Source organism: Clostridium sp. BNL1100 (assembly GCF_000244875.1).
In the GTDB taxonomy this organism is placed as follows: Bacteria; Bacillota; Clostridia; order Acetivibrionales; family DSM-1351; genus Ruminiclostridium.
In genome coordinates, this window is sequence record NC_016791.1 from 2,881,752 (window position 1) to 2,908,641 (window position 26,890).

Annotated in this window: 16 protein-coding genes and 1 pseudogene; 5 read left to right on the forward strand and 12 right to left on the reverse strand. The window is 37.8% G+C overall.

Annotation, left to right across the window (positions count from 1 at the left end):
* The first annotated feature begins 7 nt into the window (after positions 1-7).
* The gene (gene gltX, locus CLO1100_RS12275; protein WP_014314072.1) at positions 8-1,477 is read left to right on the forward strand and encodes a glutamate--tRNA ligase; all 1,470 of its coding nucleotides are present in this window, start codon (positions 8-10) and stop codon (positions 1,475-1,477) included.
* Positions 1,478-1,504: 27 nt separating this feature from the next.
* Positions 1,505-2,716, forward strand: a complete 1,212-nt coding sequence (locus tag CLO1100_RS12280) for a cofactor-independent phosphoglycerate mutase (RefSeq protein ID WP_014314073.1) — start codon at positions 1,505-1,507, stop codon at positions 2,714-2,716.
* A 253-nt stretch (positions 2,717-2,969) separates the two neighbouring features.
* Here the strand turns inward: CLO1100_RS12280 and CLO1100_RS12285 are convergent, their stop codons facing one another.
* On the reverse strand, positions 2,970-4,046 hold the full coding sequence (locus CLO1100_RS12285; protein ID WP_242836563.1) for a recombinase family protein: 1,077 nt from the start codon (positions 4,044-4,046) through the stop codon (positions 2,970-2,972).
* 138 nt (positions 4,047-4,184) lie between these two features.
* A complete protein-coding gene (locus tag CLO1100_RS12290) occupies positions 4,185-4,379 on the reverse strand; it encodes a hypothetical protein (protein ID WP_014314074.1) in 195 nt (64 codons plus the stop codon).
* Positions 4,380-4,500: 121 nt separating this feature from the next.
* Here CLO1100_RS12290 and CLO1100_RS12295 point away from each other — a divergent pair, with 121 nt between their 5' ends.
* Positions 4,501-6,015 carry a recombinase family protein gene (locus tag CLO1100_RS12295; RefSeq protein ID WP_014314075.1) on the forward strand — a complete coding sequence of 505 codons (1,515 nt, stop codon included), beginning with the start codon at positions 4,501-4,503 and terminating at the stop codon, positions 6,013-6,015.
* 85 nt (positions 6,016-6,100) lie between these two features.
* On the opposite strand, the gene CLO1100_RS12300 is transcribed toward CLO1100_RS12295, so the two are convergent.
* From CLO1100_RS12300 to CLO1100_RS12310, 3 genes are all read right to left on the reverse strand, one after another.
* Positions 6,101-6,502: a fasciclin gene (locus CLO1100_RS12300; protein ID WP_014314076.1), complete on the reverse strand. Its 402-nt coding sequence runs from the start codon at positions 6,500-6,502 to the stop codon at positions 6,101-6,103.
* Positions 6,503-6,567: 65 nt separating this feature from the next.
* On the reverse strand, positions 6,568-8,406 hold the full coding sequence (locus tag CLO1100_RS12305; protein ID WP_014314077.1) for an ATP-binding protein: 1,839 nt from the start codon (positions 8,404-8,406) through the stop codon (positions 6,568-6,570).
* A 12-nt stretch (positions 8,407-8,418) separates the two neighbouring features.
* On the reverse strand, positions 8,419-9,039 hold the full coding sequence (locus CLO1100_RS12310) for a helix-turn-helix domain-containing protein (RefSeq protein ID WP_014314078.1): 621 nt from the start codon (positions 9,037-9,039) through the stop codon (positions 8,419-8,421).
* A gap of 336 nt (positions 9,040-9,375) precedes the next feature.
* Here CLO1100_RS12310 and CLO1100_RS12315 point away from each other — a divergent pair, with 336 nt between their 5' ends.
* Together CLO1100_RS12315 and CLO1100_RS12320 are read left to right on the forward strand one after the other, a co-directional pair.
* The gene (locus CLO1100_RS12315) at positions 9,376-9,801 is read left to right on the forward strand and encodes a hypothetical protein (RefSeq protein ID WP_014314079.1); all 426 of its coding nucleotides are present in this window, start codon (positions 9,376-9,378) and stop codon (positions 9,799-9,801) included.
* A gap of 29 nt (positions 9,802-9,830) precedes the next feature.
* Entirely contained in the window at positions 9,831-10,253 is a 423-nt protein-coding gene (locus CLO1100_RS12320) for a hypothetical protein (RefSeq protein WP_014314080.1), read from the forward strand.
* A 415-nt stretch (positions 10,254-10,668) separates the two neighbouring features.
* Here CLO1100_RS12320 and CLO1100_RS12325 read toward each other — a convergent pair whose 3' ends face one another.
* The 7 genes and pseudogenes from CLO1100_RS12325 to CLO1100_RS12350 all read right to left on the reverse strand — a co-directional run bounded on the left by CLO1100_RS12325 (position 10,669) and on the right by CLO1100_RS12350 (position 26,886).
* Positions 10,669-11,085 carry a hypothetical protein gene (locus CLO1100_RS12325; protein ID WP_014314081.1) on the reverse strand — a complete coding sequence of 139 codons (417 nt, stop codon included), beginning with the start codon at positions 11,083-11,085 and terminating at the stop codon, positions 10,669-10,671.
* Positions 11,086-11,132: 47 nt separating this feature from the next.
* Complete coding sequence (locus CLO1100_RS21095; protein ID WP_014314082.1) at positions 11,133-13,790, reverse strand: RHS repeat-associated core domain-containing protein; 2,658 nt, start codon at positions 13,788-13,790, stop codon at positions 11,133-11,135.
* Positions 13,791-14,144: 354 nt separating this feature from the next.
* Complete coding sequence (locus CLO1100_RS12335; RefSeq protein WP_014314083.1) at positions 14,145-14,663, reverse strand: DUF5104 domain-containing protein; 519 nt, start codon at positions 14,661-14,663, stop codon at positions 14,145-14,147.
* A gap of 17 nt (positions 14,664-14,680) precedes the next feature.
* A complete protein-coding gene (locus tag CLO1100_RS12340; protein WP_278244411.1) occupies positions 14,681-17,293 on the reverse strand; it encodes an RHS repeat-associated core domain-containing protein in 2,613 nt (870 codons plus the stop codon).
* 87 nt (positions 17,294-17,380) lie between these two features.
* Positions 17,381-17,779 (reverse strand): annotated as a pseudogene (locus tag CLO1100_RS21265) (hypothetical protein); the annotation flags it as partial.
* A gap of 356 nt (positions 17,780-18,135) precedes the next feature.
* Positions 18,136-18,594 carry an Imm26 family immunity protein gene (locus tag CLO1100_RS12345; protein WP_014314085.1) on the reverse strand — a complete coding sequence of 153 codons (459 nt, stop codon included), beginning with the start codon at positions 18,592-18,594 and terminating at the stop codon, positions 18,136-18,138.
* Positions 18,595-18,609: 15 nt separating this feature from the next.
* Positions 18,610-26,886 (reverse strand): S8 family serine peptidase, encoded by an 8,277-nt coding sequence (locus CLO1100_RS12350; RefSeq protein ID WP_014314086.1) that lies wholly within the window; start codon positions 26,884-26,886, stop codon positions 18,610-18,612.
* Between the last annotated feature and the right edge of the window lie 4 nt (positions 26,887-26,890).

Sequence of the window (26,890 nt, forward strand, 5' to 3'; positions counted from 1 at the left end):
ATTTTTTATGCAAAATGTAAGAACCAGATTTGCACCTAGTCCTACAGGCTATATGCATATAGGAAATTTGAGGACTGCACTTTATGAATATCTTATTGCAAGAAAATACAATGGTAAATTCATTTTAAGAATAGAAGATACCGATCAGGAACGTTTTGTCGAAGGAGCTGTAGACGTTATATACAAAACCCTCAAGCTTGCCGGAATAAACCACGATGAAGGCCCGGATGTTGGCGGTAATTATGGCCCTTATGTTCAAAGCGAAAGAAGAGGCATGTACCTTGATTATGCTAAAAAGCTTGTTGAACTTGGCGGTGCATACTATTGCTTCTGTACAAAGGAAAGGCTTGCAGAATTAAAGGAAAAACAGGATGCCGAAGGTCATGGTCACAGATATGACCGCTGCTGCCTGACGCTTTCCAAAGAAGAGATTGAAGAAAATCTTAGAAACAACGTACCTTATGTTATAAGACAAAAAATGCCGGATACAGGTACTACAAGCTTTGAAGATGCGGTTTACGGCACAATTACCGTTGACAACAGCGAACTTGATGATCAGATTCTTATTAAAACTGACGGACTTCCTACCTACAACTTTGCAAATGTAATTGATGACCATCAGATGGAAATTTCACATGTTGTCAGGGGTAACGAATACCTTTCTTCTACTCCTAAATATAACCTTCTGTATGAAGCTTTTGGATGGGACATTCCAACTTACGTGCATGTTCCTCTTATTCTCAAGGCTTCCGGACAGAAGCTCAGTAAAAGGGCAGGAGACCCCTCATTTGAAGATTTGGTTTCAATGGGCTATCTGGTTGAAGCTATTGTAAACTATGTTGTATTGCTGGGTTGGAGTCCAAGTACAAACCAGGAGATTTACTCTTTAAAGGAACTTGAAGAAGTTTTTGAAATTTCAGGTATCAGTAAAGCTCCTGCAATTTTTGATATTAACAAGCTGACATGGATGAATGGTGAGTATATCAGAAAAATGCCTGTAGAACAATTCCACAAGCTTGCTCTTCCCTTTTATGAGATAGCAATAACCAATAAAAATATTGACACACTGAAGCTCAGCAAACTCCTTCAAATAAGAACAGAGGTTTTAACAACTATTCCGGAAACCATTGATTTTCTTGACCAATTACCGGATTACGATGTTCAGATGTATGTTCATAAGAAGAGTAAAACAACCCTTGAAAACTCCTTGGAGAATTTAACTGCTGCCTATCCGATTCTGGAAGGTATAAGCGATTGGAATGCTGACAGTATTCACGAAAAGATTTTTGCACACATAGAAGCTCTTGGAATCAAAAACAGCTTAATGCTTTGGCCTATAAGAACAGCTGTGTCCGGAAAGGCTGTTACACCGGGCGGAGCTATTGAAATTGCGGATATAATCGGAAAAGAAGAAACACTCAAAAGAATCAGTATTGGTATTGATAAACTAAAAGCTGCTTTGGGGACCAATGCATAAATAATATTAAGTAAAGGATTTGATAGTATGAAATATGTTGTGATTCTTGGTGACGGTATGGCCGATTATCCCATGCCTGAACTTGATAACAAAACCCCTTTGCAATATGCAAAAAAAACGACAATTGATATGCTGGCTTCAAAGGGTACCGTAGGACTTGTTCGTACTGTTCCTGAAGGTATTGCCCCCGGCAGTGATGCTGCCAACCTGTCTGTAATGGGCTATAACCCAAAAGTATATTATACAGGTCGTTCACCTCTAGAGGCTGTAAGCATGGGGTTAGAATTATTGCCTACTGATGTTGCCCTTAGATGCAATCTTGTTCATCTTTCAGAAGATGAACCCGAGTATTCGGATAAAACAATGATTGATTACAGTTCAGATGAAATTTCAACAGCTGAATCTAAAGTTCTGATAGAGGCTGTAAATGATGCTCTTAAAACCGAGAACATTAATTTTCATCCCGGAATAAGCTACAGGCATTGCATGGTTTGGAGCAACGGCAGAACAGACCTTGGATGTACTCCTCCCCATGATATTTCCGACAAAAAGATAACAGATTATCTTCCAAAGGAAGAGTCCGGGCTGTTGCTTGATTTAATGAAGAAGAGTTATGAAATTCTAAAAGACCATCCTGTGAATCAGGCAAGAAAAGCACGTGGACTAAGAACTGCAAACTCTATATGGCTCTGGGGCGAGGGTAAGAAACCGGCTTTGTCCTCTTTCCAGGAAAAATACCACAAAACCGGAGCAATGATATCTGCGGTGGATTTACTTAAAGGTATCGGAATCTGTGCGGGACTTGATTCCATTGATGTGGAAGGTGCCACAGGTAATATTGATACAAATTTTATCGGTAAGGCTAATGCTGCAATTCAGGCCCTTGAAAACGGGAAAGATTTTGTTTACGTACATGTTGAAGCACCTGACGAATGTGGCCACAGACATGAAATCAAAAACAAGGTCAAGGCCATAGAGTTGTTGGATTCACAGATTGTAAAACCTATACTTGAAGGTATAAGTAAGTTTGATTACCGTGTATTGGTACTACCCGACCATCCTACTCCTCTCAGTTTACGTACTCACACCTCCGAACCGGTTCCGTTTATTATTTATGACAGCACCGATGAAATTCAATCACCGGCTAATAGCTACGATGAGTTTGAAGTAAAAAAATCCGGTGTATTCGTAGAGGATGGTTACAAATTAATGGATTTGTTTATTAAAGGAAGTCTGTAATTAAATAACAATAAGGGTTTTCGCAAAACCAATTTTTACCTTTTGAACCTAACACTCAGAGTATAAATTGTATCAATGGAAGCTTGGTTAAAGATATTTGCATTTGTTTATCGGTAAAATATCCTAAGATGAGCCGCTATAAACTCTTGCAAATATCTTGGAAGCAATCATTGATATAATTTTATACGGGAGTACCGATGTTAAAACAGTGAAACTTTTTGTTTTGCGACACTTCCTTATTTTTTTATACTTACTATTTTCTATCTGTCTGCTGTTTCCAGTTATTGTAGTTATATTCGATTACTATGCAGCCGTTTTCTGTATCTTCCAAGGTTGCATCTGTTTCAGGGAGCACATCTTTGCTTTCAAATACTGTTATTTTATTAACCATTAATTCAATTATGTTTCTGGTAATCCCCTGTGTTTTTATTCTGGTAACAAAATTTTTAATAAGCTGTTCTTTATCCAGCTGCTTTGTTTCTTCTTCCTTTAACTTCTCTACTTCCTGCCTTATTGTTGAAATACGGGTCTCAAGGTTTTGGTTCATCCTAAAAAACAGCTGTTCAGAAATTCTTCCTTCAAGCCTATCATTATAAAGGATATCCTGCTGCTTTTGTTTTTGGATTATCTGCTGCTCAAACCTTTTTATACTGTGCAAAAGACGTTCCTTCTCTACAAATTCACTGTTATAATTTATATTCAGGTTATTAATCAGTTCGTTATTTGACAGGAGTTCCAGCAGTTCTTTCGTTACTATATCAATAATGCTCTCTTCTGTAACATAATGGCTTGAGCATGCTTCACAACCTTTTTTGGAATAGGAGCTGCATATATAACCCACCGGCCTATCTTTTCTAACCCGGACATACATTGCCTTACCACATTTGCCACAATAGACAAGGTTACTCAGGAGATGTGTTACATTGCGGTTATATCCCTGATTTGACCTTTTTTTAGCTCTCAATTTCTGAACTTCATCAAATTCTTCATTGGATATTATGGGTTGGTGTGTGTTGGTTGTTATTATCCATTTGTCAAAGGGCAGTCTTCTGGTTTTTTTGTTTTTAAAACTTATTTTTTCACTCACGCCTTGAACCGTGTCTCCGATATATACCCGGTTACATAAGATTCTCTGAACTGCAACCTGATTCCATGGCGTTATAGGTATTTCAGAATTTTTTGATGAGGGCGACGGATATCCTTTTTGGTTGAGCATATTTGCTATGGCAGCATATCCGTAACCCTTCCTGTATAAGCTGAATATTTCCTTTACGACAGGTGCATTTCTGCTGTCTATTACCAGCTTATTTTTTTCATTTACCGATTTCACGTACCCGAATGGTGCATTGCCTATGTATTCACCCTGCTCTATTTTGAACCTGAGATTGGCTCTTATTTTTTTCGATATGTCTCTAATGTATCGCTCGTTGTACCTTATATCATGGATATATCCGTGTAATACTGTTCCTTATGGCAGGTGGAATTCTAGTCCTGTTTTGTGACTTTTTACTTTTTTCATTGGTTTTATTGTTAATAATTCTTCCGTATCCACATATTTACATTGGTGCCCTGTTATACGGGATAAAACATCTCCAACATTGTTAAGTCTTTTTAACCTTTCTTCAGGAGTAATATCTGGTGTAATTATTACTTTATCCGACATAAATACTCCTCCTTACTACAAGTCTATTTTACATGGTCTGTCCCGTATACATTTTTCACGTTTTAATAAGAACTCTTTTTGCATAAAATTTTAATATATATTACTTCAATGGAGTTTTTAAATGGTAAAAACCTGCATATATCTAAGAAAATCAAGAGAAGACGAGAGAATGGAAAAGGAACTTGGAAAAGGTGAAACACTTTCAAAGCATAGAGAAGATTTGTTGAGTTTTGCCAGAAAGAAAGACCTTTGTATTGTAAATATATCTGAGGAGCTCGTTACAGGCGAAAGTCTTCTTTACAGACCTGCCATGCTTGAGCTTCTAAAGGACGTTGAAGCCGGAGCGTACGATGCTGTACTGGTAATGGATCTACAAAGGCTTGGTCGCGGAGATATGGAAGAACAAGGGATTATTCTTAAAGCCTTTAAAAATACAAATACAAAAATTATAACTCCAGACAAGGAATATGACCTTTCAAATGAGTTTGACGAAGAATATAGTGAATTTGAAGCATTCATGAGCCGCAAGGAATACAAAATGATTAACAAGCGCCTTCAGCGGGGGATTATTCATTCGGTAAACAGCGGCAACTACAATTCTCCCTACCCTCCATTTGGTTACATCATAAAGCAGGAAAAATTGGGACGTACTTTGGAACCTCATGTTCAGCAGTCGGAAGTATTGAAGTGTATATTCAACTGGTATGTAAATGAATCGGCAGGCAGTCAAATTATTGCACAAAGACTCAATAGTATGGGACTTAAAACCAATAAAAATAATAACTGGACTTGTCAGGCGGTAACAGCTATTTTAAAAAATCCTGTTTATACGGGAAAAATAGCCTGGAGAAAAACAACAAGCAATCGTCTGACCAAAAAAAAGAGCAAAAAGACCCAACCAAGGCAGGATTGGATTCTTGCAGAAGGAAAACATCCTGCACTGATTTCAGAAAGTATTTATCAAAAGGCACAAAGCATTATGAAAAATAACAGTAAAACTCACACAAAGCAATCATCCGGTCTTCAAAATACTTTAGCTGGAATAATTGTTTGCGGAGTTTGCGGAGCTAAAATGAGGTATAGGCCATACCTTAATTCAGAGCCACATCTTGTATGTATTAACAAATGCGGTAATAAAAGCAGTAAGTTTGATTATATAGAGGACTGTGTGCTGTCAAGCCTTAATGAATACCTGAATGAATATACTTTTGAATTATCTGGAGAACTACAAAAGAAAAACAGCAGTCAGGCTGCTTTGAGGAAAAGTGCTGCTATGCTTGAAAAGCAGCTGAAGGAAGCTTATCTGCAAAAAGAAAATGTTTATAATCTTTTGGAAAAAGGTGTTTATTCCATAGAGGATTTTAATCAAAGACTTATTTCCGTTAATACCAGAATTAATGAACTCCGACAATCTATTTCTAACATAGTCAATCTACATAAAAAAACACTTAGTCAAAAACCCGACAATGCAGAGGTTCAAAGTGGTCTTACAAAAATTATGAAGATATACCATACGCTAAGAAACATTGAAGATAAAAATATTTTAATTAAAAGTGTTTTAGGAAAAGTTGAATACTTCAAAGGCAAGGATTGTAGAAATGATAATTTTATTCTGAGAATATATCCGCTTTTTTAGGCTATCATTTTTCTAAACTTCTCAATAAGCATAACAACCGAGAAAACATTTTGATTCGGCTGCTATGCTTATTAATTCTTCTATGCTATCTGAAAATCACTATAACCTCAAAGACTTCATTAGGGCCTATTGTGTCACTTGCCGCATATAACTTTCTATTATTATCTTTCTGATAGCTTACAAACTTTCCGTTATGTGCCCTTATTGCAACCTTGTTCATACCAAGGCAAATAAAATCGAACGTTTCGTTATTAGTAATACTTTCCTTGTTGGATTTAATTCTTAGCAGTCCATCATCAGCAATACTGAGCAAATCTCTGGTATGTGTTTGTATGTATGCACCGCTCAGTGCCGCCGGCACAGTAAATATAATATCATTCCTTGTTTCATCATACATACCGGATGTTAATAAGGCATCGCTTTCCTTGATACATAGGTATTCGCCATTACTTGCTTTAACAACTACCCTTGCTCCCATAAAAGACATAAATTGTTCCTCCCTTAAAAAAAACTATAAATTTTGTATAATTATAGCAAATTTTATAAGATTTATCAATTAGCCGTTTTTATGGGAACTGTTATAAATACTGTAGTTCCTTTGCCTTCTTCCGACTCAATGGATATGGAACCCCTAAATTGACTTTTAACGGCAATATTTGCAAAATAAAGTCCGAGACCTGAGCCATCTTTGCCTTTAGTTGTAACCATTTCATTGAAAATTCTATTCTTTATCTCTGATGGAATTCCCTTTCCGAAATCCTGTATTGTAAATAGAACACCTTCCGGCTTCCTCTCGGCTTGCAAATTGATTACGCCACCTTCGCTATATGCCTGTGTCGCATTTATTACTGCGTTGCCCAGAATTTGAGTCAATGAAGAAATGTCTCCTTCTATACAAGTATCCTCATTAACATTTAAAATGCTGTTTAAACTACAATTGGACTTTTTTAACTCAAAATCCAACAATAGTGTAAGCTTTGAGAATAACTCCTTAACTTCAAATCTTTTATTCTGGTTTCCAATCATACTGGCCGCCTGTTCTTTAACTGCGGTAATTATATCTGACATATAAACAAGGTAATTTTTTATAGAGTCCTCCCACTTTCTCATGTCAGATACAATATCCAGATATTCAGTGTATTCCCCATTATTATTCATGTCAGTTATTAGGCTCTCTATCTTGCGGGTATGGTTTTTAAGAGCAAGAATACCTCCCGATGATGACATCAGCGGAGATTTCATATTATGAGAAATACCACCTATAAGATTATGCAACGATACCAGTCGTGCCTTTTCAATCATTTGTTTTGCGTTCTCTTCCATGAGCTTTATTACCTGCATATGCTCTGTCATGTCATGGAATAAAATAAGTATTGCAATATATTGCTCATGAGCATATACATGTATAATTTCAATTTCAAAGTAACGCCGGACATTATTTATTATGAATTCCTGCTCAATTTTGGTATTCTGGTGTGTTCCTCCCTTGTTGGCAGTAATTTGGGATATTTGATTTTTGAGATTATGAAAATTGTCATCCTGCATGACTTTATAAAAATCATTCTCATTTTGCTTTATTATTGAGCCAAACTCGGTTTTAAAGTTCTTGTTCATTTCCAGAATGTTGTTTTTATAGTCTATAACTACAAATGAATCACTTATGTAGTCTACAATACTCCTTATTGCAATAGGAAGTGTATCAAGAAACCTATATTTCCTTATTGCAACTGATAAGCAAACCGTTGTAAAGCAATAGCTCAATGTATGTATACTATCGGGCAATGAAATAGGAAGATTTGAAAAATAGTTTAGGTATACCACATAATCCACTGCTATAGGCATAATTATACCCGAAACTACAAGGAGTATTTGCCTTGTAAGGCAGTTTGTGTATTTCAGGCAGAAATATATAAGGTATAAAACCGCAAAAGTGGCATAAATCAACTGCCAGGTACAATGAACATAGTAATAGCTTCCGAATACCATTGTCTTAACATCTGCCGAAATTTCCTTTATAAAAAGCTTATGAAAACTATTGGTAACAAGCATTATAGTACTTGTAACAGGCGGTATGCAGATTAGGATATAAGTTGCAATAGAACTGATTTTGTTCTTTACAAGGAGTATGCAAAGCATAATGAGAGTTGCCGGGAGAAAAAATACACAGATTGAACCTGCAAAGTATATGTTGCATATCCTATAACCGGTAATAGTGTCTATGATAATATTTGACAATGCAAGTATAGTCCACATAAAGAGGATTAAAATATTCAAGGCACAGATACGATGCAGCTGCCTTGAATATTTTATACTTTTTATTCTGATTAGTAGTACTAAATGTACTCCTGCAGAAAATAAATAGATTAAGATTTTTGTTATTGTTTCAAGCATAAAAGCATACCTCTATTTTTTTGCCAGATTAGGGGTATCTCCGAAATTAGCCTTATAGCAAAGTAAATAGTCTGTTGTTACTCTAAAAAGTTCTGCCAGTTTTTTAATGTTTTCCCCTGTAGGCTCAGTTTGATTGGTTTCCCAGTTAGCTATGGCTGTACGACCTACTCCTAAAACTTTACCTAAATCTTCCTGACTAATGTTATGGATTCTTCTCAGTCTTTTTAGACGAATACCGAAGCTTCCTTCTTTTCTTGAATGTTCTACGGATTTTCTTGCTGATTCAATCATAATTAGTATTTCTTCAAAATTTGCTGACTTTTCGCAATACATTTGAATATCAAGATTTTTGAGTGTTTCCAAACCCGGAGCTTCTTCAGCCCTTCCGGTAAGAAGCATAATGTAAAGCTCGTCATCTGTTTTTCTTATCTTTTCGGTTATTTGTTTTCCATTCATGGAATCAATAAAATAGTCTAAAATCAAGAGGTCGTAATTATTTTCCCTTATTGCATCAATGCCTTCCTTTGAAGTCACAAACCCATCAACCAAATATTCGGACGAAAGATTTGCTTTTATTGCATCAATAACTCCCTGTTCATCATCAATAATAATTATTTTGAATTGTTCTTCCATATCGGCCTCCTCACTGCCATACTTTATTTAATTATTATACCGTATTCTGACATTTTACCAACTAAAAATATAGAAAAATCTTCTTTAATAATTCAAATAATAATACAAATTAGTTTTTTAAGCAATCATTTTTTCATTATTTATGACATTTGTTATGCAATATTTTTGAATTAGTTGTATATTATAAATGTCATTATTGCTACACAATAACTGCTTGTAGCACGCTAAAATTAATGGAAAATATTTCTTGACACGTCACATATAATGACATATAATTAGCTCAACAAATGATATCATTTATGACAATTTAGTCAAATACTGAAAGGAGAGTTTAAAATGACACAAGCTTTAACACCATCCCCATCGGATTGTAATGTAAAAATTGTTATTTACGTCGATACTGCCAAAGCAAGAACAGGTTCAACCCAAGGAATCTATATGGTTGATAACAGGGCTCCTAAAAGCTATAACGAGGGGACCGCCGGTCTGGATACATATTGCAACACTAATGACTACATATGCTGGAGAATTTTACCGATTGATCCCGATACTCACGATTCAGTTGCTATTACAAGCTTCGATCAGTCACTTGCTTGGGGATACGGCGGAAGCCCAAAGGCCTCAGATACTACAAACACAGTTTGGGTAGGAAGAGCAGAAAATCAGGGAAGCAATCAGACACCAATCAATATAATTATCACTGAAAGCAACAAAAACCCTGTAACATTAAAAATTAATCCTGTTCTGAATGTTAACGGATAATATTTTTTAAATAAAGGAGGTCACAAAAAATGACTGAAACTATTGTTTTAAAAGCCCAAATAAGAGCGCAAACCAAGATAGTAATAACAGTTGATACTTCAAGAGTACTAAGCGGGGATACAAGAGGAATATTTATGATAGATAATCGCGCCGAAGTCGGAAGTGCTAATGAAGGCACTCTGGAACTTAGCACAAGATGCTTTGCGGGAGATTATGTTTCATGGCTGGTTAACCCTATTGATCCTGATACTCAGGATACAGTGTCCATAGCAGGATTCCAGGTTTCAAGCGGAAATGTATTCGGCGGTGAAGGAAGTCCTCAGCCTGCATCAGATGACAATACATACTGGATGGGTCGTGCATTTAATCAGGGAACCTCAACATATCAAATTAAGCTTCTTATAAACGGTACACACGTTATACAATGGGACCCTTTTATAACTGCTGTATAACCTCGCCTTAGCAAGAAATCTACTCTGTGAAATCCGATGCTTCTTCTCCTAACGGATTACCTCTAAAATGTTGCACTGGATTCCATCAGTCTGGGCTCAAAAGTAGCTAAGTGTGGTACAGAAAAATTTCTATGTTTTCTTTGAACTCTATACACTAGGGGCTGATGGAGAGACACAGAATTTGTACGGGTGCTCCTATTGGGATTCAACTATTGGTGTGCAGTAGTATTTTGAGTTGAGTAAGGAAAGTAAGCCCCCCCGGCTAGGCCGGGGGGGCTTACTTTCTTTATTATCTCTTTACTTACTATCAACGCCTAAAGGACAGTAGTAGCGTAAAGTAACATTGAATGTTACTTATTTTGTTAATTCACTCAACTTGCCCTAAGATAAATTGATTTTTTAGCAAGTATTATCTTTATGTACGGTTTATAACATAATAAAACCAATCCTTTTCAATCCGTTCACATTGACCCATCCCTGGGTCAACTTCAGGTCGAAGGTCACTTTTTATATAAACAATTCCTTTTTCTTGTTCGTCCTCTTGCATTATAAACCAAATTTCACCTTCACCCCTATTAAAATCAACTCTAATTATATTAGTCTGTTTTGCTAATTCATTGTATTGAACCTCTTTATTCAATTTTTCACTGGTATTTTGCTCTATATCTTCCTTTACTTTAATAAAAGATTTTTTATTTTCTTTGTATATATTAATTATCTTTTCGTTTGACAATACTTCCTGGTTCTTAAAATTTATAACAAGAATAATTCCTACAATAGTTATAAGCAATAGTATAATTGAATATTTTATTATTTTTTTATTAATTCTCATTTTAAGTCTCCTTTCTATTTTAACTTAATAACTGATGATTTTTTATGTCATTTGTAATCAGTGAAATATTGCCATTTATTTGAACTCCATGCCTCCCACACCATTTCAACATCGTTAGCATTTACTTTGCCATTGCTTGACATTATATCATCTTCCAACCAATTACCAATAGGTACCTCCAATGTATTTTTTGCAGCAGTTCTCCCTTTGTCTTTATCTCCATAAGCATCTCCTATTCCTAATACATGTCCAAATTCGTGTGCAACTGTATGTGCATACCCTTTTTGACCGTATTCATTAGGATCTCCTCCCCAACTTCTATACATTGTAATTTTCTTCTTATTACTTACGGACCATTTTTCTTGTCCTCCATCCATATGTGGTACATGTGATTTTTTCTTTATGCCAAAGATTGTAGTTGGATTACTATTATCTATATAAATTTCCAAGAAGTTCTTCTGGTAACTAGGTGCTTTTTCCCATAAATTATTTTTACTCGTATCATTACTGTATATTGTTGTTTTTACTGATACATTGTTATTTATTCCAAAATCATAATAAGTACCAGTAAATGATTTATTCCATTGATCAAGTATACCCGCGGCAGCTACCTCTGCATATGTATAATTGGTTTTTTGAAAAATGTCATTTGAACCACCTGTGAAATTTACGTAAGCTTTTATATTTATATTATTCCCCGACCTAGTTACCTGTATAGCAGCTCCATTCATATCTGGTTGAACAACCACATTTGTTTGCTTATTAGAACCATTCCACCAACTAACAGTATCATTAACTCCAGCAATTTTAGCCATTTGGCTAACTCCAACTTGCGTCTTATTATTAGTTATTGTAACATCAAATAGTTTGTTTCCATTTAGATCATAAGCAGCCTTTGTATTGGTATTTAGCGTAATTTTTACATCTTTACCTGTATCAGCATTCGGTATTGTAACTGTGTATACACCGTTTGTAGTTGTAGCCTTAGTTGTACCTCCTAATCCCTTAACAATGTCTGTCAAATTACCCGTAGACCTTCCATTGTTAACTTGAGCATTCCCAACTGGGATACCTCCAACATTAATATTAGCAGATGCATGCCCTGTGGGGTCAACATACATCACCGGCTCATTCGCACAATACGTATACAAATTCAAGCTCAACGGATCATTTTCATCACCTGTATAAGTATCCTCACTTAGGAATCTGGCTGTTTTACTGTCATAGTAGCGGGCATTCAGGTAGTAAAGGTCTGTCTCTTTGTCGTACTTGTAGCCTGCGTAGGTTATGTTGTTGTTAACATCTCCCGTCTGCTCTGTTATGTTCCCGAAGGCATCGTAATAGTAGGTTGCTTGGATTGCTCCGTTTTCCCCTACTAATGCGGTTACGTCTCCGTGGCCGTTGTACATATAGTTCGTTGTATCATTTTGTGCAGTTCTTGTCAGGAGATTTGTTCCATATATGTTTCTGGCTGTCTCGTTGCCTTCTACGTCTGTTTCCAGTACTACCTTGTCGGCTTCATACAGGTAGTTTGTGGTACGCTCGTTTTCGGTCTTGGATACCCGGTAGCCTTCCCCGTTATAGGAATAGGTTGCTGTTTTCTTCCCTGCAGTGGTTTTTATCAGTTGGTTCCAGACATCGAACTTATAGTAGGTTACATTGCTTGCCGTACTCTTACCTGACTTTTCCAGACTGAAGCCACCTGATGTAGATGTGGCAACCGGTTTTACCGTTTCTTTGGTTTTTGAGACTGTGTTTCCGTTGTTGTCAAACCTGTATGTGTCGGTTATTGTTTCCGTGCCGCTTCTCTTTACTGTTGATACCAGTCTGTTCTGCTCGTTATAGGTATATATGGTGGTTACAGAAGTTGCACCTGCAAGTATGGTTTCTGTAAGCCTGTTTCCTGCCTTGTCAAAGGTGTAGTTGGTTGTCCTGCCGTTTGGCTCCGTTACCTTTTCAAGCCCGTTGAGACTGTCGTAGTTATAGCTTGTAGTGCCTTTTCGGTCTGTCTTTGAAGTCTGGTTATGGGCTTCGTCATAGGTATAACTGTAGGTGTCAATTACTGTTCCATCTGCTTTTTTGTTTGTGAGGGTTTTATTTAGTCCGTCCTTGTAGTAGGTATATTCCTCTTTTGCTCCGTCACTGTAGGTTACGGTTTTTCTACTGCCGTTACCGTAATATTCATATGTGGTAGTCTTTCCGTCTGATATCACCTCGTAAAGTCTGCCTGCTTTGTCATATACCTTTTTGGTTAGGTTGTGCTTGAAATCCTCAGCAGTTTCAAAGTATAAGCCTCCACCCTCAGTATTATCATAGGTATAGGTAGTTGTACCGAAGCCCGGTGCTTTTTTGGTTATTACTCTGTTTTCTTCGTCATAGGTTCTGGCAGTAGTCCCCGTTTTGTCAGTTATGGTGAGTTGATTGTCGTTGTTGTCATAGGTATAGCTGATTGCTGCTTCTCCTATTGCTTTTCTGGTAAGTCTACCATGTATATCGTAGGAATATACGGTCTGTTTTCCGTTTCTGTCGGTCTTTGTCTCCATGTTGCCGTCTGCAAAATAGGTGTACTTTTCTGTTTTGGCATCCAGATATGTATATTTCCCCGGTGTACCTATTCTTCCACCCTGGTCTATTTTCCTGATAACCTTATTTGCAGCGTTGTATTCATAGGAGGTTGTATTTCCGTTTCCGTCGGTCTGAGTCAATATTTAGTGACACTTGACATGTAACATTATTGTTTCAAAAAGAAAACAAGCAAAAGAAATGCCTTGACAGCAGTTAAGCCATCAAGGCCTATAACTCAAGTATGGGTTTTGTCTATTCCGCGCAGCAGGCTCATTTGCGATCAACGAAAGTCAATTCCCCGCCCAGTTTTATGTCCTGCAGAGTGAGTTGTTTGTTTTTTGTGTGATGCTAGTGGTTCAAATTGTGCATCCATTTGTAGTTATATTGTAAGTTATGTGGCAAATATTACCACATATTCATTACAGGATACAATTTTAGCAACCAACAGCCTACGTCTAAGCCGTTAGTGGCTGTTGTTAATAGTTTTATTCTGGTTAATGTATATATAACCCAGCGCGCATTCTATCCTGCCACGATTCTAAATCTTTCTCATCTGTAAATTTTATTAATTCCAACATATAAACCCCCTGATTATCAGGATTTATATTATCCGTGTTGTAATCAATCACGAAAAAATGATACGTATCTTTATCCGTTTTTACATCAAAAGAGAATCGAATCATCAAGGATTTTTTACCATCCTCTATTGATTCGTCAGAAGACCAACCATCTCTTTCCCAAGTATTAACTTTGCCTTGTAAAAGTTTGAATAAATAATCAACACCGTTATCAAAATCATCGGATTCGTCTAAGGCTTTCTTTGAAAACAATGATTTTAATGATTCTCTGTCTTTGTCCTTAATCGCTGAGATTATTTGTTCGATTCGTGCATCAGCTTGTTTCTCTTCGCTCCCAATTATTCCCCCTCCGCTAACTCCTCCGATTTTATCACACGAGCTAAACAGCAGTAAACTTACAAGTACAAATAAGATCAATATAATTTTTTTGCTCATAGATAACATCTCCTTCCTTAAAATTTGAACTTAGCTGTATTCGTTTTAGGGTCGAACGACCATCTACTGTCCTTATCTATACCTTGACCATATTTTTTGAAAAAATCATCATACATGGCTTGGGTATTGAATGTTGCTGTGTAAGTAGCTGTTAGCTGGCTGGCTTTTACGTCTTGATAATCCGGATTAAAGCCCGTCACCCACCATTTATCTGTGCTTTCGCGTAGTGGATCAGTAATTTGGGGATCAACTTTCTTGGGATCATAAGATATTATTTGTTTTCTGTTATAGTCTAATGTTAATGTCATTGGCATAGCAAGACTTTGGTCGATAAGCCAATGTTTCGTAGGGTTACCATTAACATCCATGTTTTTATATATACCCATTTCAGCTCCTGCACCTAAATTCAAATAATCCCCTTTCCATGCCCACAAAATGTAATCGTTACCTTTATCATCACTAAATGGGAATTTAGCTTTTTCCATACTTGTAGCGTAATGAAAAACAGTATCATAAAAATCATTATACCCTGAATACTTAAAGCTCTGAATTGACCATTCCTGTCTAGCATGGTAAACGCCATCACCATCCATGACAAATCCACCTGCATAAAATAGTGCTAATACATCCACTCCCGTGAGGGCTTTCGTAATGTATGGATGTTGAGTCGCAAACGCATTAATCGGGTTTCCTATTAACCATTTAGCAATATCTCTTGTTACATCATCAGGTTTAAGATTAGATAAATAGATATTATTCGATGCAGATTCTCCGGAACCTTTTGAATTCACTGTTGTTCCCCTATTGGTGCTTGGTTTTGGTGCAACAGGTTTATTCGGTGAATTGGAACTCTTCACATTTGATATCTGTTGATTAAACGTATACTTTGCATTATTTGTTGCATATGCTCTTGAATTACTTTCGATTAAACTGTTTGCATACTGCATATTATATGAATAATTAAGATATGCTAAAGTTGTTTCTCCGGCTAACCCTCTATTACTTCCTCTATTTCCCGCGGGAAGGATTTTATCCTTATATTTATTCAGTGCAGCTAAAGTATCCGTACCAAAATAACCAGTCGGTTTAAATGTGTTTCCGTTTTCGCCTGTATAACCTAGTTTACTTAACTTTATCTGCAAATCCATTACATCGTCGCCGCTCATCCCCTGCTCCAGTGTCCTATGTCCACTCGGGTCAACATACATCACCGGCTCATTCGCACAATACGTATACAAATTCAAGCTCAACGGATCATTTTCCTCACCTGTATAAGTATCCTCACTTAGGAATCTGGCTGTTTTGCTGTCATAGTAGCGGGCATTCAGGTAGTAAAGGTCTGTCTCTTTGTCGTACTGGTAGCCTGCGTAGGTTACGCTGTTGTTAACATCTCCCGTCTGCTCTGTTATGTTCCCGAAGGCATCGTAATAGTAGGTTGCTTGGATTGCTCCATTTTCCCCTATTAGTGAGGTTACGTCTCCGTGACCGTTGTACATATAGTTCATTGTATCATTTTGTGCAGTTCTTGTCAGGAGATTTGTTCCATATATGTTTCTGGCTGTCTCGTTGCCTTCTACGTCTGTTTCCAGTACTACCTTGTCGGCTTCATACAGGTAGTTTGTGGTACGCTCGTTTTCGGTCTTGGATACCCTGTAGCCTTCCCCGTTATAGGAATAGGTTGCTGTTTTCTTCCCTGCAGTGGTTTTTATCAGTTGGTTCCAGACATCGAACTTATAGTAGGTTACATTGCTTGCCGTACTCTTACCTGACTTTTCCAGACTGAAGCCACCTGATGTAGATGTGGCAACCGGTTTTACCGTTTCTGTGGTTTTTGAGACTGTGTTTCCGTTGTTGTCAAACCTGTATGTGTCGGTTATTGTTTCCGTGCCGCTTCTCTTTACTGTTGATACCAGTCTGTTCTGCTCGTTATAGGTATATATGGTGGTTACAGAAGTTGCACCTGCAAGTATGGTTTCTGTAAGCCTGTTTCCTGCCTTGTCAAAGGTGTAGTTGGTTGTCCTGCCGTTTGGCTCCGTTACCTTTTCAAGCCTGTTGAGACTGTCGTAGTTATAGCTTGTAGTGCCTTTTCGGTCTGTCTTTGAAGTCTGGTTATGGGCTTCGTCATAGGTATAACTGTAGGTGTCAATTACTGTTCCATCTGCTTTTTTGTTTGTGAGGGTTTTATTCAGTCCGTCCTTGTAGTAGGTATATTCCTCTTTTGCTCCGTCACTGTAGGTTACGGTTTTTCTACTGCCGTTACCGTAATATTCATATGTGGTAGTCTTTCCGTCTGATATCACCTCGTAAAGTCTGCCTGCTTTGTCATATACCTTTTTGGTTAGGTCGTGCTTGAAATCCTCAGCAGTTTCAAAGTATAAGCCTCCACCCTCAGTATTATCATAGGTATAGGTAGTTGTACCGAAGCCCGGTGCTTTTTTGGTTATTACTCTGTTTTCTTCGTCATAGGTTCTGGCAGTAGTCCCCGTTTTGTCAGTTATGGTGAGTTGATTGTCGTTGTTGTCGTAGGAATAGCCGATTGCTGCTTCTCCTATTGCTTTTCTGGTAAGTCTACCATGTATATCGTAGGAATATACGGTCTGTTTTCCGTTTCTGTCGGTCTTTGTCTCCATGCTGCCGTCTGCAAAATAGGTGTACTTTTCTGTTTTGGCATCCAGATATGTATATTTCCCCGGTGTACCTATTCTTCCACCCTGGTCTATTTTCCTGATAACCTTATTTGCAGCGTTGTATTCATAGGAGGTTGTATTTCCGTTTCCGTCGGTCTGGGTCAGCTTGTTTCCGTTTAAGTCGTAGGTATAGGTCGTTTTCTCCGACTTTGGGTTAATTACCTCTGCCAACCTGTTGAATTCATCGAATCTATATGTTGTGGTAATGTTCCTGCCGTTTGTTTTGGCTATGATATTGCCTACATCATCATAGGACTGGCTTGTTGTATGGCCCTCAGGGTCTATGGTTGCAATGAGTCTGTTGTTTTTGTCATATATGTAGCGGGTTTCGTTGCCCAATGCATCTGTTGATTTTATCTGTTTACTGTTTTTGTTGTATTCTAACTTTTGTATGGTAGTGTAAGGGTCTCTTTTTTCTATGAGCCTGTTTAAAGGATCGTAGACATTGGTAAATTATATTAGGTTAAGAGTTAGGCGGAATCCTGACAATATTATTATTATAAAATCACGGATAAAAAGAAAAAAGACGGTCATCTTGTAGACAACCGTTCTATAAAACCGGTTAATACTTTTTTCATTTGACAATGTGAATTATATGAAAAATATCTGTTCTTTACTAAAAGATAACTGGTAGCCATTACTATTTCTTGTTACTCTAAGGTGTATAATAGTTGTGTTGTAAGAAATCGTGGTTGTTTCTATATTCTCCAATGAGATATAATGTTTTTCTGCTTTTTTTGGTTATACATTAAATCTTTAGGTCAGTTTACTGTTGATGTATTTAACTATTTTGTCTTTTTAGCTAGTTCCCTTGAATACGCTATCTGCACAGCAGAATCACCATACAAACCATAAGGTTGTGCATCTTGTATTTCATCCTCATTTATTATTAATGCATCTTTGAGGGTATCAAAAGTATCACTTGCTTTGTAAAGTAGGATATTACCTGTTGCATCTGATTTAGTCCAAAAATTTGGCATTTTATAATTAGAATCAATGGGTATATTCCCAATAATTACCCAATTACCCTTTTTAATACCACCGTCAACACACCAAATAGATAGTATCACCTCACAATTATTCAATTTCTCAACATTATTTAAATCTTCTAATCTTTTTTCATTATAAAGTTCAATAAATATAAGTGGCTTATCAACTTTAATTATTCTTCCATAGCCTTTAACTCCATCGTCTAAAGGTATAGAAAAAACATCCCCTATCCTATATTTTACCCGTTTTGCCATAATAATCACCCATCTTTATTTTAATTTTTTTAATACATCCCAAGCATAATCTACATATTTACTAAACTTTTTTGCGCTCATTGGGTTTATCTTGTTTTTTAGTTTATCTAGTCCTCCGTATTGCTCAAAAAGTATCTGTTCTGCTGCTCTAGCCTCATTGTATGACAAATCTGTCCAGCCTTCAACAGCTTTAAATACCAAATTCCCCTTATCAGAACTCAAACTATGTGCTATTCTTCTTGTAGCTGGATTTCGTGTTCGACCAACATATTTCACCTCTCCAGTTGTTTCGTCAACTAATGTGTATATTGTATGTTTAATATTAACATTACTACTAATCGCAGATGTTATAACCGCCATGTTTTTCGCATCTGAGATTTTCTCAATGGCAACACTTGATAAATCAGCAGCATATACCGGTTGTGCATCCCCCAATACATCGAATATAACACCAGCATACGGGATAAATCCACCTAAACCGCATATTACCTCATATGCAAAACTATCGTCTGTATTAATTTTATTATCGTCTCTTAGATTCTGAGCTTTCTCTTCACATAATTTACTTAATGCATTATACTCAAAGTCTTTTATTATTTTATTGTCATATGCAACCTTTGCGTATAGATACATATCATCATAATATGATATCATTTGTTGTATTTCTGGATTTAAATTAAAATCAGAGTTTAAAAATAGACTTTTTGTACTATTGCCCGTCCCATTAACAGTACTCCCATTATTTGTTATTCTCGGACTAGGACTGGAGCTGACTTGAGGTTTTGTCTGTGTTGTTGATTTTTTAACTCCAGCAGTAACAGTGTTCATTGTAGCTTTAATAGCTTGATTTTTATAAGTACTTGGGACATATGGACTTTCAGTAATTTTTAATCCATTTATAGCACTCTGCGTTGACTCCTTTTTATACGTGTTACTAATTTTTAGCCAATCACTGGCTGAAACATAACCGTCTTTTTTTAATTGTTGATCATATAACATCCCAACCTCAGAATATTGAGGCGTCGTTGCAATATTGTCAGAGCAACCTCTTATAGCTGCTGCTTGTGCTGCACACGCTTTCTTTATTTCAGGGTCACTTGTTGTGACATAAATATCTGTCAGCTGAGATATTGCAATTCTAGCACTTTGAATTAGATTTTTATCACTTTCCTGCCAATGTCCCGTCGGATCACTATATGTAATTGGGTTATTAACACAATACGTATACAAATTCAAACTTAATGGATCATTCGGGTCGCCTGTATAGGTATCCTCACTTAGGAATCTGGCTGTTTTACTGTCATAGTAGCGGGCATTCAGGTAGTAAAGGTCTGTTTCCTTATCGTACTGGTAGCCTGCGTAGGTTATGTTGTTGTTAACATCTCCCGTCTGCTCTGTTATGTTCCCGAAGGCATCGTAATAGTAGGTTGCTTGGATTGCTCCGTTTTCCCCTACTAATGCGGTTACGTCTCCGTGGCCGTTGTACATATAGTTCATTGTATCATTTTGTGCAGTTCTTGTCAGGAGATTTGTTCCATATATGTTTCTGGCTGTCTCGTTGCCTTCTACGTCTGTTTCCAGTACTACCTTGTCGGCTTCATACAGGTAGTTTGTGGTACGCTCGTTTTCGGTCTTGGATACCCTGTAGCCTTCCCCGTTATAGGAATAGGTTGCTGTTTTCTTCCCTGCAGTGGTTTTTATCAGTTGGTTCCAGACATCGAACTTATAGTAGGTTACATTGCTTGCCGTACTCTTACCTGACTTTTCCAGACTGAAGCCACCTGATGTAGATGTGGCAACCGGTTTTACCGTTTCTGTGGTTTTTGAGACTGTGTTTCCGTTGTTGTCAAACCTGTATGTGTCGGTTATTGTTTCCGTGCCGCTTCTCTTTACTGTTGATACCAGTCTGTTCTGCTCGTTATAGGTATATGTGGTGGTTACAGAAGTTGCACCTGCAAGTATGGTTTCTGTAAGCCTGTTTCCTGCCTTGTCAAAGGTGTAGTTGGTTGTCCTGCCGTTTGGCTCCGTTACCTTTTCAAGCCTGTTGAGACTGTCGTAGTTATAGCTTGTAGTGCCTTTTCGGTCTGTCTTTGAAGTCTGGTTATGGGCTTCGTCATAGGTATAACTGTAGGTGTCAATTACTGTTCCATCTGCTTTTTTGTTTGTGAGGGTTTTATTTAGTCCGTCCTTGTAGTAGGTATATTCCTCTTTTGCTCCGTCACTGTAGGTTACGGTTTTTCTACTGCCGTTACCGTAATATTCATATGTGGTAGTCTTTCCGTCTGATATCACCTCGTAAAGTCTGCCTGCTTTGTCATATACCTTTTTGGTTAGGTTGTGCTTGAAATCCTCAGCAGTTTCAAAGTATAAGCCTCCACCCTCAGTATTATCATAGGTATAGGTAGTTGTACCGAAGCCCGGTGCTTTTTTGGTTATTACTCTGTTTTCTTCGTCATAGGTTCTGGCAGTAGTCCCCGTTTTGTCAGTTATGGTGAGTTGATTGTCGTTGTTGTCGTAGGTATAGCCGATTGCTGCTTCTCCTATTGCTTTTCTGGTAAGTCTACCATGTATATCGTAGGAATATACGGTCTGTTTTCCGTTTCTGTCGGTCTTTGTCTCCATGTTGCCGTCTGCAAAATAGGTGTACTTTTCTGTTTTGGCATCCAGATATGTATATTTCCCCGGTGTACCTATTCTTCCACCCTGGTCTATTTTCCTGATAACCTTATTTGCAGCGTTGTATTCATAGGAGGTTGTATTTCCGTTTCCGTCGGTCTGAGTCAACTTGTTTCCGTTTAAGTCGTAGGTATAAGTCGTTTTCTCCGACTTGGGGTTAATTACCTCTGCCAACCAGTTGAATTCATCGAATCTATATGTTGTGGTAATGTTCCTGCCGCTTGTTTTGGCTATGATATTGCCTACATCATCATAGGACTGGCTTGTTGTATGGCCCTCAGGGTCTATGGTTGCAATGAGTCTGTTGTTTTTGTCAAATATGTAGCGGGTTTCGTTGCCCAATGCATCTGTTGATTTTATCTGTTTGCTGTTTTTGTTGTACTCTAACTTTTGTATTGTGGTGTAGGGATCTCTTTTTTCTACGAGCCTGTTTAAGGGATCATACACATTAGTGCTTGTATTGCCAAGCCAGTCAGTTTCAGAGGTTTTGTTTCCGTTAGCATCGTATGTGCAAGTAGTTGTTTTTTCCCTGCCACCTACAGTTGTTTCAACAGCTAAAAGTCTGTTTAAACTGTCATACTTATATGTCTTTGCATTGCCATTTCCGTCAGTTTCCGAGAATTTGTTTCCATTTATATCATAGGTTGAATACGTAGTTATGGCTTGGGTATTATCGGACTTTTTCTCTGTATGGGAAAGCTGTCTCCCCTGATTATCGTAGGTATAGAGGTCAACCTTGCCCATTGAGTTTAGTTGTTGCTTTAGTTGTCCCATTTCGTCGTACTGGCTTGTTACCATTATTGACGGTATGGTGCTGTCTCCCGGTGCAACTGTCTTTCTGACTTTCCCCAGAGAGTTATATTCAAATGTAGTGATATTGCCGTTTCCGTCAGTCTGCGCCAGTATTCTGCCTGCAAGGTCATAAGTAGAATGCTTTACTACCTTTGGTGTAGACGAAGCATTCTTTTTCAAGCTTACTGACAGTATATCTCCTGCATCATTGTATGTGTACCGGGTTTCCACTTTGTTTGCATTGGTTTCAGATATCTTTCTTGCCAATCCGTCATATTCATATCTGGAAGTAAATGCAAGATCATGTTCCTTTGCAACCGGGTCTTTTGACGTTATTACCAGGTTTGCCAAATTGTATGTATACTCGGTACCATAACCTGAATTTATTTTTTCTCCCGGTGTTGTTCCTACTCCTGAGTCATACCCCGCTGCATCGAGTTCTTTTATAAGATTACCAGAATTATCATATTTACAGGTTTTTGTGTATATGGTTACCCATTGGTTTGTAACAGGGTCTATATATATGTCCTTTTTCACTAGTACTCTGTCCATTTCATCATAGACATATTCAACCCTGTTCAAGTCATAAATGCTTTTTGTGCTGTCATAGTTTTTTGGTGTTACTTCCGCTATCTTTCTTCCAGCTAGGTCGTAGTCGTACGCTGTTACGCCGTTTTGGGCATCTGTAACTTTAATCAGTAATCCTCTCTGATTATATTCATACTTTGTAATACCGCCCTTTGCATCTGTTTTTGTAAGCGGGTTTCCGGCCCAGTCGTAGGTTGTGGAATTGGTTATTGTAACGGCTTCACCTTTTTCGTCCACTCCGGGTTCACTTTGGGACAGCTGTCTGTCCAGTACATCATATTCAAAGGTGGTGGTTACTTTGTTGGGGGCTGTCACAGTTTTTGTATTACCATTCTTGTCATAGGTGTAGGAGGTTGTAAGTACAGTATCCGTTGTGTCGTCAAAGTCTTTTCCGTAAAGGTCTCCTGTTTTTACATGTTGCTCCTTTTTTTCCAGATTTCCGAGATAATTGTATGCATAATCTGTTACAAGCTTATTGGTTGTATCGGTATATATACTTTCTCTTACAACATTTCCGTCATCATCATACAGATATTCTGTCTTTCTTCCTTCAGAATCGTTTGTCTGGCTGACGTTACCGTTTTTGTAATACTGGTAGTTTGTTATTGCAAGGCTATCGGGTATTGACCACAGGGTTACCTTGTCTTTTCCTGATTCCACCGCAGATTTTCTTCCAGCCTTGTCATATTCGGTTTTGTTGTATGTGTACAGTGTGTTTCCGTTTGATACTTCAAAGGGGGTCCACTGTTCTGTCAACCTGTTAAGGCCGTCATATTTGAAGTATGTGCTACTTCCATTAGCTGCAATCTGCCTGTTAATTGTTCCGTTTGCGTTGTATATTGTTCTGAGCCTGGTTCCATCGGGGTTCTGTTGTTCTACAAGTCTGTCGGCAAAGTCATAGGTGTAAACCGTAACAGCCTTGTCTTTGGAATTCAGATATTTTGTTTCTGTTTTTTGTGTTTTTCCATCCTCCAAAGTTGTATAACTATATTGGGTAAGTAGTACTTCAGCTACTGATGAATTATCTCTGAAGTAAATTTTAAGTGGTCTGTCCAGAACATCATATTCATACTTGTAAATTGCGCCGTTAGGTTTTGTTTCGGTAAGAGTGTTTCCGTATACATCGTAAGTGTAGCTTGTTTTATCGCCTATTGCATTGGTTTGTTCCTTGATTTTACCACTGTCAAAGTATTCGTATCTTGTTCCCACCGTATTGTCAGTGTATGTATCGGCTTCTATATTGTCCTTAGTACTGTCATATTGGTTTGGAGTAATTTCTTGTATTTTTCTTCCCAACAGATCATATACAGTTCTTTGGGTTTCATTTTTTGAGCTTACGGTTCTTGTTTTGATTAGCTGGCCGTTTTTGTCGTAAGCAAATTCTGTTTTGTTGCCCTTTGGGGTTATTTGTGCAGTTTTCCAACCTATGCGGTTGTACTCATAAGTCGTAACTTTTCCTGTCTCCGGGTCAGATATGGTTTTTACATCACCGTAAGTGTTGTAGGTGTATGTGGTGGTATTGCCTTCCGGGTCAGTTTCACTTTTTAATAATCCCTTTGCAGATGAACCCGATTCTTCTCCTGTATAATATTGGTAGGAGGTTATTGCAAAACCTGTATTGCTTGTGCCGTCGTATACATCTAACCCGTTAAGGGGTTGTACCTTCTTTATCAGGTTTATCTTGTTTTCATCGTACAAATTGTAGGTTGTTTTCCCGCACTCATCTACTTCTTTTGTTACATTGTTTTTTTCATCATATTCTTTTAGTTGGGTACTTCCGTCAGGATTGATAATTTTAGTTACATTACCTCTATCATCAATCTCATACTGAGTTTTATTTCCATTACGGTCCGTTTGAGATTTTACATCACCATATTTGTTTTTGCCTCCAATTTGGAAATATTCAGTATAACTGGATTTTCCGTCAGGCTCCTGTATACGTGTTGTAAAAAATGAGGAGTCAAACCAATAGGAGGATACCCTTCCATTTATATCGGTAATGGTAGTTTTTTTATTTGTCATGTCATAGGCATATTTTACTGTATCTCCCAGAGAATCTGTTGCCTCGGATACCTTGTGCTGGTTTTCGCCTTCTGCATGATTATATGTTATTTTTTCAACTATTTTCTGGTTATGATCCTGTATCTGATTCAGATATCCCCATGTATCATAGAAGTACCTCATTTTACCGCCCATAGGGTCTGTAACCACTGACAGTCTGTTATTAGCGTCATACTCGTATGCTACCGTCCTGTTTTCCGGGTCGGTAATTTTTTGAACCAGTCCGTTTGCTCCGTAGCTGACAGTAAAAGCTCTGCCCACGGTGTCGGTTATTTTGGTTATTTTCCCGCTGCCGTCAACAGTTATATTTATGGAATTACCATTTCTGTCCTCCATTTTTACAAGATAACGGTTGGTATTAAAGGTATACTTATATTGATCCGGGGTAGTCAATGTATATGTACCGTCTGCATTTTTTACAAATTTACTTCTGGATTCCTCCGGCTCATATACATTGCCATTTAGCCTGAATCGCTCAATGCTTCCGTTTGGAAGCGAAACATCAACTACCTCCGTCCCCTCGACTCTTCCGGTAAAACCAAAGGTCCAGCCTCTGCCAAATTCTTTGCTGACATCACTTCTGGAGTTGTAGGTACGTGATATGTTTACCTGAAAACCGGGTGCAGGGACACTCATGTCGTTTACTGTAACCGAGAAGTTTCCTGATGCGGGATTCACTCCTGATTCCCCGTAATGGAGCTTCTCTTTTATTTTTGCAAGCTGATCCATGGTGTACCAAGTGTCAATATTACCGCCCTGTTGTCCTGCCGGAACAGTACTGTTGTCATTTCCGGGGCCATCATATGTATCCGGTTCCGGTTTTGTGTTTGTCAAGGCTGCATACGCATCTACCCTTCCTCCTGAGGAAACCTTACCGCTAAGGTTTGTGCAGGATACCACGTTTTCTTTTATACGCTGTGAAATCTGTGTTATTGTCAGGTTTGGCACATAACTTTGCAAAAGCGCTGCAATACCCGTTACAAAAGGAACGGCTGCCGATGTTCCGGTGAAATAATCATATGAGTTTCCGGGTGTAGTACTTAAAATATTCACTCCAGGAGCCGCTACATGTATTTTGTTTCCGTAGCTGGAATAGGGTGAAAGTACTCCCTTGCTGTCTATGGAAGCTACTGATAACACATTCGGAATATCAAAACATGCGGGATATACCGGGGAAACTGCAACATCCGCTCCTCTGTTTCCTGCAGCACATATGAACAGGATGCCGCTGTTTGCCATAGTATCCTTCAGTGCAAAATTGTCATCGGTACCGCCAAAGCTGCAGTTTATTATTTTAACACCCATTTTCATTGCATATTCAATTGCATCTATTGCATCACAGGTATAGCCCCAGTTTCCGTTAATAAATTTTAATGGCAGCACCTTTACTTTCGGTGCAATACCGCATATTCCCTCACTGTTTGCTTCTGCTGCAATTATTCCTGCAACATGTGTTCCGTGAAAGTCTAATGTTGCATCATCAAATACGGTATTATCTGAATTTACGAAGTCCCATCCTTTAATATCATCTATATATCCGTTATTGTCATCGTCTATGCCATTGCCCGGAATTTCCTTTGCATTTACAAATATGTTGTCTTTTAAGTCATTGTGGCTGATGTCCACACCCGTGTCCAAAAGTCCTACTACAACAGAGGAAGAGCCCTGAGTAAGATTCCATGCATTTATTGCATTTATATCTACTCCCGATCTTCCGAGCTGCGCCTCTGTTTCCTGACCATTATTCTGAAGACCCCATTGGTGTTCAAACATCGGGGCTGACGGAGCAGACATGATGTCGAGTTTGTAGTTTGGCTGTGCATACAAAACATCAGGGTCTTTTTTTAACTCGTCAACTACTTGGGATATATCATCCTTTGCGTCTATCTCCAGTAGGTCAATCTTACTTTTTTCATATTTCTTTTTTAAATTCAGCTTCTTGAGCTTTACTTTCTTTTTCAGGTTATTTTTAACCTTGTCCTGATTTGAGCTGCTTTTATATTTAACCAGAATTTCAGTTTTTTCATGGTGAACCATAGCAGCAGTTTGTTTATCAGCTTTTTCATTACTATTTCCTGCTGCAAAGCTTAGCGACGGTAAATATACAAGTATATTTGTTATGAAAAAGGCCATAACAAGAATTCTGGATATTGCGATTCGTATTTTATTTTTCACTGAT